We start from the raw sequence: 20,120 nt of genomic DNA, 5'->3' as shown, positions 1-20,120 counted from the left end.
CTATATCTTCACCGTTTCAGGTGCGACACGTGTAGTCTCTACGGAACCTCACGAGCATGATGCTCCTCCATTGATTCTACCTCTACATGCATAGACATTCGAATCAACTCGACCCAATCGGGAATGAGTTTCCTCGGTATTACCATCAGCATCATCTGTTAAGGCTTCACCGATATAGTGTCGTCCACTTTATAGGTTTCTGTTTCCCTATAAAGGCTCCTATTTGTCTTGAAGGCCGTTGCTCTATCCTGCTGAGCTATTGGGACATTGACATGAAAACTATAATAGAAAAATGGTTTCCTGTCAATCGATTTCCCATTCGAAACTCATAGTTTTCCTGAGATGTCCAAGTCTTCGACGTGAGAACCGTCTTCTGAGCGATAGAAACGCACTGTTGCTTCCCCCGCTTCGAGATCGAGTAACGCATACGTTTTGTCCGTTCGTCCTCGCGGCATGCGAATCGAACCTGGGTTGATGTAGACAACCCCGTCCTCGATCAGCGCACCCGCCACATGCGAGTGACCGAACAAGACGACATTCGCTCCCACTTCTTCCGCTCGATACCGTAGACGGTTCAAATCGAATTTGACGTCATGATGGTGCCCGTGAACGATTAAAATCGTACCGGCATCCGTCGTCTCGATGCGTTCGAGGGGAAGATCTCCACCGAAATCACAATTCCCCCGAACCGTTCGATAAGGTAACAAATGTTCATCGACAAGGGCGAGTTGTGAATCCCCGCAATGGAAGGCGTCATCAATTTCCGCCTCGTGCCTTTCAAAAATCGTCGTCAACTCTTCGGTCAAACCATGACTATCACTCACTATTAGAAAACGCATAAGCTTCATCCTTTCATGAATGGTATGATTTCTGCCTCCAGTTTTCGTAGTGCCTGTCCACGGTGGCTGACGACCGCCTTCTCGTCACGCTCCAACTCTGCCGCTGTCTTATGAAGCGATGGGACGATAAAGAGTGGATCGTATCCGAAGCCATTTTCGCCTTGTGGGGAATAACCGATTGTCCCTTCGATCGTTCCACGAACGGTCAACGTCTCTCCGCTCGGTTTTGCGAGACAGAGCGCACAGACGAAACGAGCCGTACGATTCGTTTCTCCGTTCAATTTTTCAAGAAGAAGCGCATTGTTTGCCTCGTCTGACTTTTCTGGACCTGCAAAGCGGGCTGAATATACTCCCGGTGCCCCGTCAAGTGCGTCGACTTCAAGACCGGAGTCGTCCGCCAGAACGGCATGTCCAAAATAAGCTGCCGCCTCGGTCGCTTTTAACGCCGCGTTCTCTTCAAACGTGGTGCCGGTCTCTTCCGTCTCTGGTGCATCCGGATAGTCGAGTAGTGATTCGACCTCGAACCCGAGCGGCGTCAGCATTCCTTCGAGTTCTTTCACTTTTCCAGGATTGTGTGTCGCAATGATCAACTTCATAATGTCTCCTCCGAACGTTCTCCGACGTACCACCAAGAAGCACCGAGTGCCGCTTCCGCCGTCTTGAATAATGATTCGATGCCGTGTTGCGCGAGCGCGAGCATCTCGTTCATCTCTTGTAGCGTGAACGTCGCCTCTTCCCCTGTACCTTGTACTTCGACGAATCGTCCGCTTGCCGTCATGACGACATTCATATCGACCTCTGCCGCAGCGTCTTCTAGGTAATCCAAGTCCAAGACGAGCTCATCGGTCCGTCCGACAGAAATCGCAGCCACCCCTTCTTTAATGGGTGTGTCGCCAAGTTTCCCTTGGCGAATCAAGCGGTCGACGGCCAACACGAGCGCACAAAAGCCACCTGTGATGGAAGCCGTCCGAGTCCCGCCATCCGCTTGAATGACGTCACAGTCGATCCAAATCGTTCGTTCGCCGAGACGTTCTAAGTCCACGACCGAGCGGAGCGACCGACCAATCAGACGCTGAATCTCCATCGTTCGTCCCGACTGTTTTCCGCGTACCGCTTCTCGGACAGTACGGTCTCCCGTCGCCCGTGGTAGCATCGCATATTCTGCATTGATCCAACCTTGTTTCTTTCCACGAAGGAAATTCGGTACGCGCTCTTCCACAGTTGCGGTACAGATGACTTTCGTATCGCCGATTGAAATTAAAACGGACCCTTCCGCATGTTTGTTCACGTGCGGCACAATCTCGACTGCGCGCAGTTCATCAAATCGTCTCGTATCACGCAATGCCGGTCACCTCGACTTTCTCCGCATGAACCGGACGTCCGAGCCATTCACTCGCGAGTCGGTCAAATAGCTCGATGTCACCCGTCGCATAGAAGGCATGTGCCGGGACTGCATCCAACCCGTTTTCAAGTTCCTGATAATCGAGCATCGCAGCCACTTCAAGTGCAGTCTCGTCACCTGATGAGATGAGGTGGACGTCCGGTCCGACCACATCTTGAATGACCGGAGCAAGTAGTGGGTAATGCGTACAACCGAGAATCAACGTATCCATCTCGGATGGTTGAAGTGGACGAAGCGTCTCCTCCACCACTTGTCGCACGCGCTCTCCAGACACTTCTCCAGCCTCTACGAGCGGGACGAACGGTGGGCACGCGAGTGAATACACATCGACCTCACCTGCCACGTGACGTAACGCCTTCTCATATGAACCGCTTTCAATCGTCATCTTCGTACCAATGACACCGATATGCTTGTTGCGCGTTCCTTTGACAGCCGCGCGGGCACCCGGGTCGATGACACCGATGACCGGGATGTCGAGACGTTTGCGCGCCTCCTTCAATACGACCGCTGTCGCCGTATTACAGGCGATGACAATCATTTTAACGTCTTTCTTCAATAAAAATTCAATCAATTCCCATGTATATGCTTCAATCTCATCGTGCGGACGCGGCCCGTACGGACAGCGTTCTGTATCTCCGATATAGACGATTTCTTCTTTAGGGAGTTGGCGCATCAATTCTTTGACTACCGTCAACCCGCCGACTCCTGAATCGAGGACTCCAATCGCTCGTTTCATTTTCATCACTTCCATTCTCACCTATCTTACCAAAAAACCTCGGACGGAAAAAGAAACGTTCCCATGACAAAAAAAGACGAGGTCGCCAGTGGCGCCTCGTCCCTTACCCGAATTACTGAGCAAGACCTTCGCTAGTGAGCATGTCAGAAAGCGTGTTGATCGCTTCTTCTGCATCTTCACCTTCAGCAGTGATCTTGATTGTAGAATCTTTTGCGATACCGAGTGAAAGTACACCCATGATCGACTTCAAGTTAACTGTTTTACCATTGTACTCGAGGTTGATGTCTGATTGGAACTTAGAAGCTGTGTTAACTAACTGAGTAGCTGGACGAGCGTGAATTCCTGAATCAGCAACGACTGTGAACGTTTTTTCCATGAGATGATGGTCTCCCTTCAAAATTCAATTCTACAGGCGAACCAGCAGAATATTTTTTGTTTGTGAACTCATTATCAAATGATAGCGGATTCGCAAAAATTCTGCAAGCGGTTTTTATATTCCGGAGTCCATTCCGTAGGACGACCTTCCTTCGTTAAATGAACGAGGCTTGTCCGTCCGGCGAAAAGGAGTTGCTCTCCGTCATATGCCCCGTAATGAATATCACATGAAGTGTTTCCGACCGTCAAGATATTGGCATGCACAGTCAGCTGTTGACGTGGCATGACTTGTCGAACATAGTCACATTGCGCATCGGCGACAACGACGAATCCGTCCTTTAAAGAGAATCCTGTCGCCTCTAACAACTCGATCCGGGCATCTTCGAAATAGATGAACGGAATTGTATTGTTCATGTGACCATACGGGTCGCACTCCGAAAAGCGGACTTTCACATCGAGCGCGACCCCTGCTTTGACACGTGTTTCCCAACCTGGCTCTCGAAAGTACTTGGTCATCGGCTCGCTTACGCCTCGACCGCAGAACCGGTGCGACCTTTGTCACTACCGAAGAACTGTTTGAACGAGTGAAGCGTCGTTTGACGGTTCATCGAAGCGATCGACGTCGTGAGCGGGATGCCCTTCGGACAAACCTCGACACAGTTTTGTGCGTTTCCGCACTGCATGATGCCACCGTCTTCCATGAGTGCCTCGAGGCGGTCTTCCGCGTGGAAGGCACCTGTTGGGTGTGAGTTGAAGAGTCGGACTTGCGAAATCGCTGCTGGACCGATGAAGTCCGATTTGTCGTTCACGTTCGGACACGCTTCAAGACAAACGCCACACGTCATACATTTCGATAATTCGTACGCCCATTGACGTTTGTTCTCCGGCATACGCGGTCCTGGACCGAGGTCGTATGTGCCATCGATTGGTACCCATGCCTTCACTTTTTTCAACGCGTCGAACATGCGTTGACGGTCTACTTGAAGGTCACGGATGACCGGGAACGTCTTCATCGGTGCAAGACGAATCGGTTGCTCGAGTTTATCGACGAGTGCCGTACACGATTGGCGCGGCTTCCCGTTGATGATCATCGAACAGGCACCACATACTTCTTCAAGACAGTTCATGTCCCAGTTGATCGGTGTCGTCTTGTCCCCGTTCGCGTTGACCGGGTTACGGCGGATTTCCATCAATGCCGAGATGACGTTCATGTTTGGACGGTATGGTACCGTGAATTCTTCCGTATACGTCGCTTGATCCGGTCCATCTTGGCGTTCAATGATGAAGCGGATGTCTTTTTGTTCAGATTGCATTGGCGTCGTCATTTCGTCTTCGCCCCTTTCTTCGAGTAATCCCGTTTACGTGGCGGGATTAACGAAACATCGATGTCTTCATACGAGATATCGACTTCCCCATCTTTGTAACGTGCCATCGTCGTCTTCATGAACTGCTCATCATTACGTTCCGGGAACTCCGGTTTGTAATGGGCACCACGGCTCTCGTCTCGCTTGAGTGCGCCAAGTGTGATGACGCGTGCGAGGTCGAGCATGTGGTCGAGTTGTCGAATGAACGATGCCCCTTGGTTGCTCCAACGTGCCGTATCCGTAGCTGAAATCTTATGGAAACGTTCACGCAATTCTTGGATTTTCTTGTCGGTCGCTTCAAGTTTGTCATTGTAGCGAACAACTGTGACGTTGTCCGTCATGAGTTCACCGAGTTCACGGTGGATTTGATAAGCATTCTCTGTTCCATCCATCGCAAGGATGTTGTTGAATCGCTCGATTTCTTCACGTTCATTGAAGTTGAAGAGCGCTTCTGAAACGCTTTCTGTCGCTTGATCGAGACCACGCATGTAGTTGACTGCCGCAGGCCCTGCTTCCATTCCGCCATGTACGGCTGAAAGAAGCGAGTTCGCACCGAGACGGTTTGCGCCGTGCATCGAGTAGTCACATTCACCGGCTGCGAAGAGACCCGGAATGTTCGTCATCTGATCGTAGTCGACCCATAGTCCGCCCATCGAATAGTGGACTGCCGGGAAGATTTTCATCGGTACTTTACGCGGGTCGTCCCCTACGAATTTCTCGTAGATTTCAAGGATTCCACCAAGTTTGATGTCGAGTTCTTTCGAATCTTTATGGGACAAGTCGAGGTAAACCATGTTCTCGCCGTTGACGCCGAGTTTTTGGTTGACACATACGTCGAAGATCTCACGTGTCGCGATGTCACGCGGTACGAGGTTTCCGTAAGCTGGATATTTTTCTTCGAGGAAGTACCATGGCTTCCCGTCTTTATATGTCCAGACACGTCCACCTTCCCCACGAGCCGACTCACTCATGAGACGAAGTTTGTCGTCCCCTGGAATCGCCGTCGGGTGAATCTGGATGAACTCCCCGTTCGCGTAGACCGCGCCTTGGCGGTAAACTGCTGCCGCTGCCTGTCCTGTGTTGATGACCGAGTTAGTCGACTTACCGAAGATGACCCCTGGGCCACCTGTCGCCAAGATGACCGCATCCGATGGGAACGCTTTAATTTCCATCGAGCGCAAATCCTGACAGACCGCACCGCGGCAGATGCCTTCTTCGTCGATGACGGCACGAAGGAACTCCCAGCCCTCATACTTCTCGACGAGACCTTGCGCTTCGTAACGACGAACCTGCTCATCGAGTGCATAGAGAAGTTGCTGTCCTGTCGTCGCTCCGGCGTATGCCGTACGGTGGTGAAGCGTTCCACCGAAACGACGGAAGTCTAAGAGACCTTCTGGCGTACGGTTGAACATAACGCCCATCCGGTCGAACATGTGAATGATTTTCGGAGCATTCTCCGCCATCTTTTGGACAGGCGGTTGGTTGGCGAGGAAGTCGCCTCCGTAGACCGTGTCGTCAAAGTGTTGCCAAGGAGAGTCACCTTCCCCTTTCGTGTTGACGGCCCCGTTAATCCCACCTTGGGCACAAACTGAATGTGAACGCTTGACCGGTACAAGCGAGAATAGTTTTACCGGAACACCCATCTCTGCCGACTTGATTGTCGCCATGAGTCCAGCTAGACCGCCACCGATGACGATCAAACTTTGATTTGCCATGTAAAATTCCCCCTAATTACAAGATGCCTGCAAACGTCAAAATCGAACGGATGCCGACAAAAGATAGTGCCAAGAACACGACACCTGATACGTAGCTCATGAGACGTTGCGAACGAGGTGACTGTGTGATACCCCACGTGATCGAGAACGACCAAAGACCGTTCGCGAAGTGGAACGTAGCCGAAAGGATTCCGACTATGTAGAAGATCAACATGAGCGGGTTGTCGACGATGTTTTGCATCATCTCCGCATTGACTTCTACCCCGCGCAATTTCGCAAGACGCGTTTCCCAAACGTGCCAAGCGATGAAGATCACGAGGAAAACTCCTGTGAAGCGTTGGAAGAGATACAACCAGTTGCGCGCGTATGAATAGCGATTCGAGTTGATTGACCCGAGAAACGCGTAGTACACGCCGTACACCCCGTGGAAAATCATCGGCAATGCGATAATTGTCACTTCAAGGAAGTACAAATACGGTAAGTTCTCCATGAATTTTGCTGCTTTGTTGAATGACTCCACCCCATCGACGATGTAGTAGTTGACCGATAAATGGACGATCAAAAACAAACCGATTGGAATGACCCCAAGTAGCGAATGGACTTTACGACTGAAGTAGTCACGATGCGCTGCCATTCTAGTTCCCCCTTTTCACGAGCATTGGCTCGTATTGTCAATAAAAGCGTTTTCAAATGCAGATATAGCTTTCTGTCTCCTATTCTACTCTTGTGAAAATTGTATGACAAGACAACCTAGCCGATTTGTTCCACATTCTTTTCAAAATTACAGGATGACCAAATTCCAATTGGTCGTTATAATGATATAGAGAGATTGGAGTGATGGGATAGAATGGAAACGATGAGCCAACCAACTTTCGCGATTGAACTGCTTCGCGACTATGTGTTGACGGATTTGCTTGGCGAAGATTACGCCCAAGTCATCTATTGGTCAGGAAAACGGGTCGCCCGTAAGTTCCCGACGATGTCCGACGATGAACTGACTGCTTTCTTCGCAGAGGCAGGTTGGGGAGAGTTGACAATCAAGAAGGAACGTGGGAGCAAGTTTACTTATGAATTGATCCCACCACCTGCGACTCAGACCAAAGCGACAGGATACTATCAGCTTGAAGCTGGATTTTTAGCCGAACAGATTTCAGGTCGTTTCCAATGCGTCGCAGAAGGTTACGCCGATCCAACCCGAAAAGCTGTCCAAATCACCGTCCAACTAGACCGAAAAGACGACTACAAATAAGAGTCGATGCCAACGCATCGACTCTTATTTTTGTTTCCGCTGAAGTTGTTGACGCATGTATCGACGAAAACCATCGAGTTCGTGCCGATCAAACCTCACAGTTCCCCTTCCATATCTCTGAGTCGCCTTGCGAGCAACTTCGATAATATTTCCTGGAAAATGTCCTTACTCCAACAGCCAACCAAGTACTCCCTATGTTGGAATTTCTCATTCATCCGTCTCCTCGTGCACGTATTGAAGTACGGTCTCCGCTAATTTTTCTGGCAACCCCGCTTCCTTCAATTGTTCGAGTGATGCCAGACGAATCTGTTTCATCGACCCGAAATGGCGGATGAGCTGTTGACGACGCTTCGGACCGACACCCGGAATCTCATCGAGTATCGACTTCGTCATCTTCTTCGTCCGTAGGCTGCGGTGGAACGTGATGGCGAAACGGTGGACCTCATCTTGCATCCGCTGCAACAGATAAAAGGCGCTCGATCGTGGATGGAGCTCGACAACGCCCCCACCTTCTCCGAACAACAGTTGGCTCGTCCGATGTCGGTCATCTTTTTTGAGCGAGCCGACCGGCAAGTCGAGCCCGAACTCATTTTGAATGACGTCGAGCGCCGCATTCAATTGCCCGATCCCCCCATCAATCAGTAGGAGATCGGGTAATCGTTTGTCTTCCGTCAAGAGACGGCGGAATCGTCGACGGACGACTTCACGCATCGTCTCGTAATCGTCCGGTCCTTGGACCGTCCGAATTTTATACTTCCGATATTCTTTCTTGAGCGGCTTCCCGTCTTCAAAGACGACGAGTGCCGACACGGCGTCCGCGCCCTGAATGTTGGCGTTGTCGATGATGTCGACACGTGACAAGTTGGGAATCCCGATCGCTTCACCGAGTTCACGCATCGCAAGCAATGTCCGTTCTTCATCTCGGGCGAGCAACTCGAACTTCTCGTTCAAGGCGATTGTCGCATTCTTCGTCGCCAAATCAAGCAGCTGTTTCTTCGCCCCTCGTTTCGGCTGCATCACTTTCGTTCCGATGGCGTCATTCAGTAAATCAAGCCGGACCGTCTCTGGTACAAGAATCTCTTTCGGCACGACGTTTTGTTCATAGAACTGAACGATGAAACTTTCGAGTTCTTCCGAAGGCTCTCCATGCATCGGGAAGAGTGAGACATCGCGCTCAATCATCTTGCCGCCACGCATATAGAATACTTGAACGCACATCCAGCCTCGGTCGAGAGTATAGCCGAAGACGTCACGCGCTGTCGGGTCGGCCGTGATCATGTTCTGTTTATTCATGATCGATTCGACTGCTCGAATTTGGTCGCGCAATTCAGCCGCCCGTTCAAATTGCATGTCCTCAGAGGCACGTCCCATCTCAACGTTCAGCTTCGTGAGCGTCTCACTCGTCTCGCCGTTCAAAAAGCGCCGGATCTCATTCACGATCTCTTTTTGCGAATCCGTATCGACCGCCAGCTCGCAAGGACCTAAACATTGCCCGATGTGATAATACAGACAGAGTTTCTTCGGCATCGGCTGACATTTCCGCAGCGGATAGAGTTTATCGAGAAGACGTTTCGTCTCGTTCGCCGCATAGGCGTTCGGATATGGTCCGAAGTAATGTCCACCATCTTTCTTTAACTTACGTGTCGTCAACAGACGTGGATACGGTTCGTTCGTAATCTTGATATATGGGTACGTTTTGTCGTCCTTTAGGCGAATGTTGTACTTCGGATCGTGCTTTTTGATGAGTGTCATTTCAAGTAATAACGCCTCAAGTTCGCTCGCCGTCACAATGTACTCGAAGTCACGGATCTCTGCGACGAGGCGCATCGTCTTGATGTCGTGGGCGCCTGTGAAATAGGAACGCACACGATTCTTCAAGTTTTTCGCCTTCCCTACATAGATGACTTCGCCATATTCGTTTTTATGCAGATAACAACCCGGCTCATCCGGGAGCAGTGCTAATTTATGCTTAATGTGGTCGCTATGACTCAATTCCATTCACCTCAGTTTAGCTTCCTCCTGGACGGGAAAAAGAGTGTGATATCTCGTCAGAGGAGGATTTTATATTATGAAACGATACGATGTCATCATTATCGGTAGCGGCTCCGCCGCGAGCCAAGCCGCTTCCATTTTACGAGAAGCCGGTAAAGAGATTGCCATCATTGAGAATTGGACGTTCGGAGGAACATGTCCTCAACGCGGATGTGACCCGAAGAAAATGCTTGCTGAAGGAGCCGAACTCCTCGCCCGAGCGGAACGTATGCGTGAGCTTGGCGTCGAAGGAAGCCTGTCACTGGATTGGTCGTCCTTTAAAAAGCGGATTGATGAGTACCGCCTCTCTATCCCAACATCCAAAAAACAGCATTGGGATGAGATGAACGTTGATTTATATCAGGGAGAGCCCCACTTTGTCGACGAGGATTCCATCGTCATCGATGGTCACGAGCTCTCTGCCACTCAATTTTTAATCGCCACAGGTCAAACACCCCGCCCTCTTGACATCCCAGGTGGCGAACTGGCAATCACGAGCGATGATGTGTTCGACCTTGACACGGTTCCCCATTCGATTCACATCGTAGGCGCCGGGTATATCGCATTTGAGTTTGCCCATATCTTCCGACGATTCGGAAGCGACGTGACACTCCTCATCCGTTCACGTGCGTTGAAAGCATTCGACCCGAACGTCGTCCATCGGCTCATTGAGGAATCGAAGCGAATCGGCATCACCGTCCGACATGACGTCGAGCCAATACGAATCGATGGCAACGTCTTAACGTTATCAGATGACTCTACCCTAGAAGGAGTTGTCCTTAACGCTACAGGACGAATTCCAAGCATCGAGCGACTTCGGCTTGAAGCGGCAGGTGTCACAGCGGATCATCACGGTGTACACGTGAACGAGCATCTGCAAACAAGTAACCCAAATATATACGCCGCAGGCGACGTCGCCAAAAGTCCCAATCCTGCGCTCACTCCATTCGCCGGTCAGGAAGGGCGCCTCGCCGCACTCAATATGCTTCACGGGAATACACGGGCACTCCCTGAGCGTCCGGCCCCGACCATCGTCTATGCGACGCCACCGATTGCCAAAGTCGGTCTTACGGTCGAGGAAGCGGAAGCTGAGGGCATTGACTTCGACGTGAAAGAAACGGACATGTCGCACTTCCTCACCTATTCACGAATCAACGACGCAACCGCCTATTCAAAAGTGTTACTGAGTGCAGAAGGGCACGTCATCGGGGCTCATTTGATTGGTCACCACGCCCCTGAACTCATCAACCTGTTCTCTTTCATTATACAGAACAAACTGTCGCATCAACATGTGAAGCACTTAGAAGTCGCCTATCCGACCGCCGCCTCCGACCTGACCTATCTCATCTAAACAAAAGACGGGACTTGCCTCTTGGCAAATCCCGTCTTTTTCTTATTCGATTCCTTTGTCCTTGTCTTCTTTCAGTGCGTCTTGTAACGACTTCTCCCAGAGCGGGACCCCTTTCGCGTGCGCCGCACGCGAGATAAGGTGCCCCCCAACAGGAGCCGTCAAGAGGACGAAGAAGAGACCGAGCAAAAGTCTTGCATCAAACACCCGTTCATCGACATATACATGAAGGACGGCCGCAAAGAGGACGAACATGACACCGAGTGTCGCGCTCTTCGAGGCAGCGTGTGTTCTCGAATAAATATCAGGGAGACGGATGAGACCGATCGCGGCGACGACCGTGAAGAAGACGCCGATGATCGTGAAGATGCCGGTAATGAGATCAAAGATCATTGTCGCGGTCATGTTGGATTATCTCTCCCCTCTCTAAGAATTTCGAGAACGCCACCGTTCCGATGAAGGCCAAAATACTGAGTAGTAAGATGACTTCAAAATATAAGGTCGTATCGAGCAGAATCGACAATAACGCGACGACCGAGATGAGCGCGATCCCGATTGAGTCGAGTGCGATGACCCGGTCTGCCGTCGTCGGTCCTTTCACGACACGATACAACATCATCAACATCGCAAGCAAGAGAATGGCGAGCGAGATGTAGATGAGAATGTCTAGTAAATCCATCACTCTGTCGCCTCCTTAATGCTTGATTCAAAGTTATCATAAATGTCTTTTTGTAGCGCTTCTTTATCCGGCATGTTGAGTGCGTGGATATAGAGCACGGAATTGTCTTTTGACACCTGAACGACGAGCGTCCCTGGTGTGAGCGTGATCAGCATCGAAAGCAAGCTGACTTTCCATCCTTTGTCGAGCGACGTTTCATAGCGGAAAATCCCTGGTTGAATCTTCAACTTCGGACTAAGGACGAGGCGCAGTACCTCAAAGTTCGCGAGGAACAATTCACGGATGAAGATGAGAAGCAGTTTAAACAGACGCCAGACGCGTGTGAAGTAAAAACCGCCCCCACTAGATTTAAAGAATCGGCGCATCATGAACAAGATGAGTAAGCCGAGTAGATACCCGATGAAGAATCCGCTCGATGTGAACGACCCCGTGAGGAACATCCAGATGAACGCCAGGAAAAAGTTAATCAATAGTTGATAAGCCATCTGTCATTCACTCCTTTATCACGGCATCGATATAGATTTCTGGATTGACGAGCGGCTCAATCGCTTGCGTGATATACGGATGGATGGCTTCTGCCCCAAATCCGTATGCGACCGCAATGATGAGCAACAAGAAGACCGGTAAAATCAAACGCTTCGTATACGGTACGAGCGGGCCATCATACTCGCGCTTCGCCTCGCCCCAGAACCCGTTCAAGAAAATCTTCATGACCGAATAGAGGACGAAGAGACTCGATAAGAGGACGAGAAGTGGTCCGAACAGCTCGCCTTCGTCCATCCCACCTGAGACGATCAACAATTTCCCGAAGAATCCACTGAGTGGTGGAATCCCTGCGAGCGAGAGCGCTGCGACGAAGAACGTCCATCCGAACAACGGGAAGCGAGTGATGAGTCCACCCATATCACGGAGTTGACCGGATTTGGTGATCCCGATCATCATCCCGACGAGCATGAAGAGAACGGCCTTGATGATCATGTCGTGAATCAAGTAGTAGAGCGACCCTTCAAGGGACGTCTGCGTGTTGACCGAAATTCCGTATAAGATGACCCCGACTGCGATCATGATGTTGTAGATGATGATCAACTTCACGTCGTTATAGGCGATGGCCCCTGTCATCCCGATGAAGATGGTGAGGACAGCGAGCACCATGAGGAACGTCTGTAAAAACTCACCGTTCCCATCAAAGAGTAGCGTGTACGTCCGCAAGATCGAGTACACCCCGACTTTCGTCAAGAGAGCCCCGAACATGGCGAGAATAGGGGTCGGTGCGACCACGTACGCTCCAGGGAGCCAGTAGTGAAGTGGGACGAGTGCCCCTTTCATCCCGAAGACGATGACGAATAGCACACCGATGACGGTGATGACGTCCGGGTTATCGACAAGCGGGATCTTCATCGCCAAGTCCGCTATGTTGAGCGTGCCTGTGACACCGTAAAGCAAGGCGACTGACATGACGAAGAGCGCCGAAGCGATGATGTTCACGAGCAAGTATTTGATTGACTCACGTAACTGGACGCCACGTCCACCGAGTACAATCAATACGTATGAGGACATCAAGAAGACCTCAAAGAAGACGAACAAGTTGAAAATATCGCCTGTCGTGAAGGCACCGTTCACCCCGACGAGCAAGAAGAGCATCGAGATGTACAAGTAGTTTCCTTCATATGAGTCAGAGAAATAATGGACGGCGAACCACACGATGAAGAGCGTGAGGAGAGTCGACGTCGTCACGAGTAGGGCTGACAACATATCCGATACGAGCGTGATGCCGAATGGTGCTTGCCAATTCCCGAGGTTGAGGGTTTGAATTCCCTCCGTGGAGACCGTATGCACGAGAAAGAGTGACACGATCGCCGTAATAACTAAAGCTCCAAGAGCCATTGCGCGCTGCAGCTGGACCCGTTTTGGCATAAACATCATAAGGATGGCCGCAAGCGCAGGAATGACGATTGGAAAGACCGGTAAGTTAATCATACGATTCTGTTCCTTTCATTTCTTCCATATTGTCCGTGCTGAGCTCCTGATACGTGCGGTAGGCAAGTACGAGGAAGAACGCCGTCACCCCGAAACTGATGACGATTGCCGTCAAGACGAGCGCTTGCGGTAACGGGTCTGTGAATTCCGTCACACCGTCGACGAGAACAGGGGCAGCCCCTGTCTTCAAACCTGCCGTCGTCAAGACGAGAAGGTGTGCCGCGTGACTGAACAAGGCAGTGCCGATGATGATGCGTAACAAACTTCTTGAGAGAACAAGATAGACGGCACACATCGTCAGGACACCGATGATGATGCTAACGAAGATTTCCATTATTCACTCTCTCCAATCGTTTGTATAATCGTCAACGTGATTCCGATGACTACAAGGTAAACCCCTAAGTCGAACGCAATCGCCGTGTGAAGGGTCTGTTCACCGAGAAGTGGTAAGTCAAACTTCCCGTATGCGTGCGTCAAGAACGGACGACCCAAGAAAACCGAGTGAAGACCTGTCGCAAGGGCAATCAGTAATCCGGTCGCCGTCATGAGACGGTAGTCAATCGGGAGCACGTTCGCGAGCGTTTTCGAATCAAATGCGAGCAACAGTAAGACGAGTGCCGCGGATGTCATCAATCCACCGATGAATCCTCCACCTGGTGAATAGTGACCGGCAAAGAACAAGTCGATGGAGAAGATGACAATGATGAAGAAAATGATAATCGCGGCCGTCTGCAAAATGACGTCATTGACGCGTCTGCTGTTTTGCTTCATGTTCACCTTCTCCTTTCGTACGTCGTGTTGTTCTAAATTTAATCATCGTGTAGATCCCGAAAGCCGCAATCCCGAGAACCACGATTTCAAACAAGGTATCAAATCCACGGAAGTCGACGAGAACGACGTTAACCATGTTTTTACCTGCTGCAAGCTCATACACGTTCTCTTTGTAATACTCTGAGATCGAAGTGAGCGATTTGTTTGTGAGCGCCATGAAGCTGAGAAGCGTCACGGTCGTCCCGACGAGAACAGCCACGATGGCATTCCCGACTTTGAAACGCATCCGTACTTCCTTCTTGCTGATGTCCGGCATGTGATAGAAGACGAGCAAGAACAATGCGACCGAGACCGTCTCGATGACGAGCTGCGTGAGCGCCAAGTCCGGTGCACCGAAGAAGACGAAGAACAGTGCCACGCCGTATCCAACGACCCCAAGTAGGATGATGGACGGGAGACGCGACTTCATGAAGAGAATCGCGAGCGCCGCTAGCATGACGACGGCTCCGAGCACATATTCATAAGGTGCAATCTCAGCCAGGTTCTCAAACGAGAAGCGGTACATGTCGAACCAAAAGATGCTGAAGAGCATCATACCTGAGAGGAAGACGAAAATATAGATCAAGTACGACCGGATGAAACCAGTCATGTAGTTGTCTTTAAAGCGATATGCCGCCTTGTTCGACCAGACGAGCGTACCGTCGTACATCCCGTTGAGCGTCAAACGATGCGGGATGCGGTTGTAGATGCCCATCCATTTACCCATTTGCCAGAACAGCAATGAACCGAGAAGGATCACCCCGATTGTCATATATAGTTCAGGCGTCAAACCGTGCCAGAAGTAAATATCTACTTTAACATCTTGCCCTTGCGCGACGAGTGTCGGATAGATCGACTCGACGGCTGGCTTGATGAGCGAGTTCGACAACACGTTCGGGAAGAACCCGAGACCGACAACGAGAATCGCGAGGATGACCGGCGAAATCAACATGCCGATCGGCGCCTCATGCGGTTGTTTCGGCAATTGATCGAACTTCGCCTTGCCCATGAACGTCCGCGTGAACAGCATGATGCTGTAGATGAACGTGAACACACTTCCGACGAAGGCGATGACCGGGAGTAGAATCCCAATCGTATCGAGCGCAAAGAAGTCGGCCGAGAAGACTTTCGTCGTCGCCTTCAAGAACATCTCTTTACTCAAAAATCCGTTAAATGGCGGAAGACCAGCCATCGATAACGAACCGATGACGGCGACCGTGAATGAAATCGGCATGACGGTCATCAGACCACCGAGCTTACGAATGTCACGTGTGCCCGTCTCGTGGTCGACAATCCCGACCATCATGAAGAGCGAGCCTTTGAACGTCGCGTGGTTGATCAAATGGAAGATCGCCGCAATCGTCGCGACCATAAAGATGTTGTCATCCATGCCGTCATAGTGGAGCGCCGCCGCTCCGAGACCAAGGAGTGACATGATCAACCCGAGCTGACTGACGGTCGAGAACGCTAAGATTCCCTTCAGGTCGGTCTGCTTCACGGCATTGAATGAACCCCAGAACATCGTGAACATCCCGACTCCGGCAATCGTCCATAGCCAGACGGATGACTCTTGGAACACCGGGCTCATGCGGGCCACAAGGTAGAGACCCGCCTTGACCATCGTTGCTGAGTGGAGGTACGCACTGACCGGAGTCGGTGCTTCCATCGCGTCAGGCAACCAGATGTGGAACGGGAACTGCGCTGACTTCGTGAACGCCCCGAGCAAGATGAGAATCATCGCGACGAGGAAGAATGGACTCTCGGCGATGACGCCCGAGTTCGCGACCATATCGCGAATGCTGTACGAGCCGACCATCGATTCGAGTAAGACGATCCCCCCGAGCATCGACAATCCGCCGAACACGGTGAGAAGCATCGACTTCTGCGCTCCATAGCGGGAACGTTCTTTCTCATACCAATATCCAATCAACAGGAATGATGAAATCGATGTGAGCTCCCAGAACATATACATGACAATCATGTTATCCGAGAGAACGACCCCGAGCATCGCACTCATGAACATCAAGAGATACACGTAAAAATGCCCGAGCGACTCTTTGTCCTTATTCAAATAGTAAATCGAATAAAGAACGACCAGTGCGCCGATTCCCGTGATAAGAAGGGCGAACAAGAGACTGAGTCCATCAACGTATGCCGTGAAGTTAATCCCGAGGGACGGCATCCAAGCAATCGTCTCTGTCACGACGTCCCCTGCACTCGTGATCGGAATGAATCCGGCGAAGTAGGTGACGAGCACGACCGGAACGATCAAGACGAACCAGCCTGTATGAATTTGTTTCATCCCCCGGAACAAAAGCGGGATGAATGGTGCCGCAAGAAGCGGCAACAAAATAGCTAAATGTAACAGCGACAAGAAAATTCCTCCTTCGAACAGAGTCGTACAATAGATTGAGCCGTAAAGTAAGGTCACTTGACTCCATCATGTCTTCCTCATGAGTATAGCGTAAATTTTCAGTCTGTTTCCATGATAAAAGCTTCCAGTTCAAGCGCTCCCCCGTCAAAATTCCGAATCTGTTAAATATGAAGGAAGCCGACGGAATTTCTTCAAAAAAAATTTGAAATCAGACGTTATGTATCGGAATATGACCGGATTGAGGGTGCGTGGAATAACTCATCCTATTCCCTACTTGCCTGTCCTTTTCCTTCTTTTCTACTCAGTAAAACAAAAAAGCAGCCGATCTCAATCGGCTGCTACGCAATTATTGTGCTGTCGCGATAAACTCTTTCAATGCTTCTTTTGGTTGGAAGCCCATTGTTTTCGAAACAGGCTCGCCATCTTTGAACATCATGAGTGTCGGGATACTTTGGATTTGGAAAGCACCTGCGACTTCAGGGTTTTCGTCGACATCGAGTTTCACGATTTGGACTTGGTCACCCATTTCTTGATCGAGTTCTTCAAGAACTGGCGCGATCATGCGACATGGTCCACACCAAGTTGCCCAGAAATCTACGAGGACGACGCCCTCTTTTACATCTTGTTCAAACGATTGAGTCGTTGCGTGTTTAATAGCCATTTGTAAAAACCTCCCCAATAAGATGAGAGAGTCCTGATAGAGAACTCTCATGCAATTCATGTTCAGAGTATACCACGGAGGGTAACAACCCCAAAACGTTTTGCTTATTAGCTATTGACGAGGTGCTTACGGAACTCTTCTGTCAACATCGGGACGACATCGAACAAGTCGCCGACGATGCCATAGTCTGCCACGCTGAAGATGTTTGCCTCTGGGTCCTTGTTGATGGCGACGATGACTTTCGCGTTACTCATCCCAGCCAAGTGTTGAATCGCTCCTGAGATCCCACATGCGATGTAGAGGTCTGGTGTGACGACTTTACCCGTCTGTCCGATTTGAAGTGCGTAATCGCAGTAGTCGGCGTCACATGCTCCGCGTGAAGCACCGACCGCTCCTCCGAGAAGCTCAGCCAACTCTTCAAGCGGTTTGAATCCATCTTCGCTCTTCACGCCACGTCCACCTGCGACGATGACTTTTGCTTCCGCCAAATCTACTTTCCCAGTCGCCTTACGCACGACTTCTTTGACGATCATCGCAAGATCTTTCAATTCGACCGCCGGCGTTTCAACAGAGACGCTCGCGCCCGCTTGACGTGCGAGTGCGTCGATATTGTTTGGACGGATTGTGAAGAACATGACCGAATCTTTGAATTTCACTTTCTCGAACGCCTTCCCTGAGTAGATCGGGCGAACGAACTCTGCGTCGCGTCCTGTTCCTTCGATGGAGACAACGTCACTGATGAGTCCGGCATCGAGACGTGCCGCAAGTTTCGGTGCGATATCTTTCCCAAGAGCCGTGTGTCCGAGGACGATCATTTCCGGATTTTCTTGCTCGATTAACTGACGGAGCACTTGTCCGTAACCGTCTGGTGTATAATGCTTGAGGCGATCATCTTCGACGACGAGGACACGGCTTGCGCCATACTCCCCGAGTTCTTGTGCGAGTGATTGCACGTGATCCCCAATCACGACTGCCGTCACATCGTCTGTCAATTGCTTCGCCGCAGCGATGGCTTCGAATGATACGTTACGTAACGCGCCTTCACGCGCTTCTGCGAGTACTAAAGCTTTCATCTATGATCTCCCCCTTAAATGACTTTCGCTTCCGTGCGAAGAAGTTGTACGAGCTCGCTCACTTGTGTCGACATATCGCCTTCAAGGATGCGACCGGCTTTCTTCTCTTCTGGCAAGAATCGTTCAATCGTCTCGATTTTCGCTTCGATTTCATCTTCATCGAGATCGATGTCCATGAGTTCGAGTTCTTCGAGCGGTTTCTTCTTCGCCTTCATGATTCCTGGCAAGCTCGGGTAACGCGGCTCGTTCAACCCTTGTTGTGCCGTCACGAGAAGTGGGAGTGCGACTTCGATGACTTCCGTGTCCCCTTCGACATCACGTGTGACCGTAGCCGTCGTGCCATCGATTTCAAGAGCCGTGATCGTCGTCACGTAGTTCATGTCGAGAAGTTCTGCGACACGTGGTGCGACTTGTCCGCTACCGCCATCGATTGCCACGTTTCCTGCGAAGATGAGGTCTGCGCCCTGTTCTTTCAAGTATGTGGCGAGAACTTTTGAAATCGTGACATGGTCCGCATCCTCGACATCGTCCTCGATTGAGATGCGAACGGCTTTGTCCGCACCCATTGCGAGTGCTGTACGTAATTCTTTATCCGCATCTTCTGGTCCTACCGTGACGACCGTGACCTCTCCCCCGAGTGCGTCACGTTTTTGAATCGCTTCTTCGACCGCATATTCGTCATACGGGTTGATGATGAACTCAGCGCCGTCTTCTTGAATTTCCCCATTCTCGAGCTGAATCGCTTCCTCAGTATCAAACGTACGTTTCAGCAAAACAAAAATATTCATGGTTGATCCCCCTTTAGTCAATTCTTTCCCATCATTCATGAATCAGCATTCATTTTTTGAGCTAGTGATAGGGCTCACTGTTACGTAAGCCCTTTTTTCAACATATGGTGCACATTTGGAAGCGTCGACAACAGATCATACTTGAAGCCGCTCGCCATCCAACTCGTCACAACCTCATCAATCGTGCCGAAAATCATCTGACGGGCGAGTCGATAGTCTAAATCCTTGTCAAACTCTCCTGTCTCGATTCCGTGTTTGACGACAGAATCGATTAAGTTCAAATATGGTTTGAGCACTTCTCCGATTTTTTGGCGAAGCACCAAGTTCGACTGCCGCAATTCGATTTGTGTCACGACGGCGAGGTCGTAATCTGCCGACAGTTGCTTCAAATGTGATTCAATCAACTGATACAACTTACTCCCGGCTGACGTCTCGCTCTCGATTTGTTGTTTCGAGTAGTCGATGAACAGCCCCATCTTCGCTTGGAACAATTCGATTAAGAGATGCTCCTTGTTTTTAAAGTACAAATAGATCGTGCCGTCCGCGACACCCGCCTCTTTGGCGATGGCTGTCACCTTTGCACCGTGATAGCCATGATTGGCAATTACTTTGACCGCCGCATCAATGATTCGGTCACTTTTCGAAATATGATTTGTCATTAACCCCAAGCTCCTTACCGTTGCAGAAAAATGAATGATG

At 50.5% G+C, this 20,120-nt stretch carries 23 protein-coding genes; 2 read left to right on the top strand and 21 right to left on the bottom strand.

Going from position 1 to position 20,120, the window contains the following annotated elements; translation table 11 throughout:
- Positions 1-326 precede the first annotated feature (326 nt).
- The 9 genes from GVY43_RS00720 to GVY43_RS00680 all read right to left on the bottom strand — a co-directional run bounded on the left by GVY43_RS00720 (position 327) and on the right by GVY43_RS00680 (position 7,065).
- Entirely contained in the window at positions 327-839 is a 513-nt protein-coding gene (locus GVY43_RS00720; RefSeq protein ID WP_015881110.1) for a metallophosphoesterase family protein, read from the bottom strand.
- A gap of 5 nt (positions 840-844) precedes the next feature.
- Positions 845-1,435, bottom strand: a complete 591-nt coding sequence (locus tag GVY43_RS00715; RefSeq protein WP_074037535.1) for an XTP/dITP diphosphatase — start codon at positions 1,433-1,435, stop codon at positions 845-847.
- Positions 1,432-2,181, bottom strand: coding sequence for a ribonuclease PH (gene rph, locus GVY43_RS00710; protein ID WP_159561961.1), 750 nt, complete (start codon positions 2,179-2,181; stop codon positions 1,432-1,434). Before rph ends, GVY43_RS00715 begins: the two co-directional genes overlap by 4 nt.
- Positions 2,174-2,977 carry a glutamate racemase gene (racE, locus tag GVY43_RS00705; RefSeq protein WP_078147903.1) on the bottom strand — a complete coding sequence of 268 codons (804 nt, stop codon included), beginning with the start codon at positions 2,975-2,977 and terminating at the stop codon, positions 2,174-2,176. The genes rph and racE overlap by 8 nt, the downstream gene beginning before the upstream one ends.
- Positions 2,978-3,089: 112 nt before the next feature.
- The gene (locus GVY43_RS00700; RefSeq protein ID WP_015881106.1) at positions 3,090-3,353 is read right to left on the bottom strand and encodes a phosphocarrier protein HPr; all 264 of its coding nucleotides are present in this window, start codon (positions 3,351-3,353) and stop codon (positions 3,090-3,092) included.
- 74 nt (positions 3,354-3,427) lie between these two features.
- Entirely contained in the window at positions 3,428-3,868 is a 441-nt protein-coding gene (locus GVY43_RS00695; RefSeq protein ID WP_074032771.1) for a thioesterase family protein, read from the bottom strand.
- An 8-nt stretch (positions 3,869-3,876) separates the two neighbouring features.
- Positions 3,877-4,665, bottom strand: coding sequence for a succinate dehydrogenase iron-sulfur subunit (gene sdhB / locus GVY43_RS00690; protein ID WP_193343274.1), 789 nt, complete (start codon positions 4,663-4,665; stop codon positions 3,877-3,879).
- An 8-nt stretch (positions 4,666-4,673) separates the two neighbouring features.
- Positions 4,674-6,431 (bottom strand): succinate dehydrogenase flavoprotein subunit, encoded by a 1,758-nt coding sequence (gene sdhA, locus GVY43_RS00685; protein WP_015881103.1) that lies wholly within the window; start codon positions 6,429-6,431, stop codon positions 4,674-4,676.
- Between the two features lie 16 nt (positions 6,432-6,447).
- Entirely contained in the window at positions 6,448-7,065 is a 618-nt protein-coding gene (locus tag GVY43_RS00680) for a succinate dehydrogenase cytochrome b558 subunit (RefSeq protein ID WP_015881102.1), read from the bottom strand.
- 222 nt (positions 7,066-7,287) lie between these two features.
- On the opposite strand from GVY43_RS00680, the gene GVY43_RS00675 reads away from it, so the two are divergent.
- On the top strand, positions 7,288-7,680 hold the full coding sequence (locus GVY43_RS00675) for a YslB family protein (protein ID WP_236548905.1): 393 nt from the start codon (positions 7,288-7,290) through the stop codon (positions 7,678-7,680).
- Between the two features lie 207 nt (positions 7,681-7,887).
- Here the strand turns inward: GVY43_RS00675 and uvrC are convergent, their stop codons facing one another.
- Positions 7,888-9,678, bottom strand: a complete 1,791-nt coding sequence (gene uvrC / locus GVY43_RS00670; protein WP_201302232.1) for an excinuclease ABC subunit UvrC — start codon at positions 9,676-9,678, stop codon at positions 7,888-7,890.
- A 70-nt stretch (positions 9,679-9,748) separates the two neighbouring features.
- On the opposite strand from uvrC, the gene GVY43_RS00665 reads away from it, so the two are divergent.
- Complete coding sequence (locus GVY43_RS00665; protein WP_159561959.1) at positions 9,749-11,062, top strand: NAD(P)/FAD-dependent oxidoreductase; 1,314 nt, start codon at positions 9,749-9,751, stop codon at positions 11,060-11,062.
- Positions 11,063-11,104: 42 nt separating this feature from the next.
- On the opposite strand, the gene mnhG is transcribed toward GVY43_RS00665, so the two are convergent.
- The 11 genes from mnhG to GVY43_RS00610 form a co-directional block, all read right to left on the bottom strand.
- The gene (mnhG, locus tag GVY43_RS00660) at positions 11,105-11,464 is read right to left on the bottom strand and encodes a monovalent cation/H(+) antiporter subunit G (RefSeq protein ID WP_015881097.1); all 360 of its coding nucleotides are present in this window, start codon (positions 11,462-11,464) and stop codon (positions 11,105-11,107) included.
- Entirely contained in the window at positions 11,442-11,738 is a 297-nt protein-coding gene (locus GVY43_RS00655) for a Na(+)/H(+) antiporter subunit F1 (protein ID WP_026826530.1), read from the bottom strand. The genes mnhG and GVY43_RS00655 overlap by 23 nt, the downstream gene beginning before the upstream one ends.
- Positions 11,738-12,223, bottom strand: coding sequence for a Na+/H+ antiporter subunit E (locus tag GVY43_RS00650; RefSeq protein ID WP_074037546.1), 486 nt, complete (start codon positions 12,221-12,223; stop codon positions 11,738-11,740). The genes GVY43_RS00655 and GVY43_RS00650 overlap by 1 nt, the downstream gene beginning before the upstream one ends.
- A 7-nt stretch (positions 12,224-12,230) precedes the next feature.
- Positions 12,231-13,715, bottom strand: a complete 1,485-nt coding sequence (locus GVY43_RS00645) for a Na+/H+ antiporter subunit D (protein WP_159561958.1) — start codon at positions 13,713-13,715, stop codon at positions 12,231-12,233.
- Positions 13,708-14,049 (bottom strand): Na(+)/H(+) antiporter subunit C, encoded by a 342-nt coding sequence (locus GVY43_RS00640; protein ID WP_015881093.1) that lies wholly within the window; start codon positions 14,047-14,049, stop codon positions 13,708-13,710. The genes GVY43_RS00645 and GVY43_RS00640 overlap by 8 nt, the downstream gene beginning before the upstream one ends.
- On the bottom strand, positions 14,049-14,486 hold the full coding sequence (locus tag GVY43_RS00635) for a Na(+)/H(+) antiporter subunit B (protein WP_015881092.1): 438 nt from the start codon (positions 14,484-14,486) through the stop codon (positions 14,049-14,051). The genes GVY43_RS00640 and GVY43_RS00635 overlap by 1 nt, the downstream gene beginning before the upstream one ends.
- Positions 14,458-16,899 carry a Na+/H+ antiporter subunit A gene (locus tag GVY43_RS00630; RefSeq protein WP_159561957.1) on the bottom strand — a complete coding sequence of 814 codons (2,442 nt, stop codon included), beginning with the start codon at positions 16,897-16,899 and terminating at the stop codon, positions 14,458-14,460. Before GVY43_RS00630 ends, GVY43_RS00635 begins: the two co-directional genes overlap by 29 nt.
- 346 nt (positions 16,900-17,245) lie before the next feature.
- On the bottom strand, positions 17,246-17,560 hold the full coding sequence (gene trxA, locus GVY43_RS00625) for a thioredoxin (RefSeq protein ID WP_015881090.1): 315 nt from the start codon (positions 17,558-17,560) through the stop codon (positions 17,246-17,248).
- A 107-nt stretch (positions 17,561-17,667) separates the two neighbouring features.
- Positions 17,668-18,633 carry an electron transfer flavoprotein subunit alpha/FixB family protein gene (locus GVY43_RS00620; protein WP_015881089.1) on the bottom strand — a complete coding sequence of 322 codons (966 nt, stop codon included), beginning with the start codon at positions 18,631-18,633 and terminating at the stop codon, positions 17,668-17,670.
- Between the two features lie 14 nt (positions 18,634-18,647).
- Positions 18,648-19,421 carry an electron transfer flavoprotein subunit beta/FixA family protein gene (locus GVY43_RS00615; protein WP_159561956.1) on the bottom strand — a complete coding sequence of 258 codons (774 nt, stop codon included), beginning with the start codon at positions 19,419-19,421 and terminating at the stop codon, positions 18,648-18,650.
- An 80-nt stretch (positions 19,422-19,501) separates the two neighbouring features.
- Positions 19,502-20,080 (bottom strand): TetR/AcrR family transcriptional regulator, encoded by a 579-nt coding sequence (locus tag GVY43_RS00610; protein WP_074037553.1) that lies wholly within the window; start codon positions 20,078-20,080, stop codon positions 19,502-19,504.
- Positions 20,081-20,120 lie beyond the last annotated feature (40 nt).

The sequence above is a fragment of the Exiguobacterium sp. 8H genome (genome assembly GCF_902506255.1).
GTDB classification, from domain to species: domain Bacteria; phylum Bacillota; class Bacilli; order Exiguobacteriales; family Exiguobacteriaceae; genus Exiguobacterium; species Exiguobacterium profundum.
The sequence above is the reverse complement of the archived record's forward strand: the minus strand, read 5'-3'. Positions and strand labels throughout refer to the sequence as shown.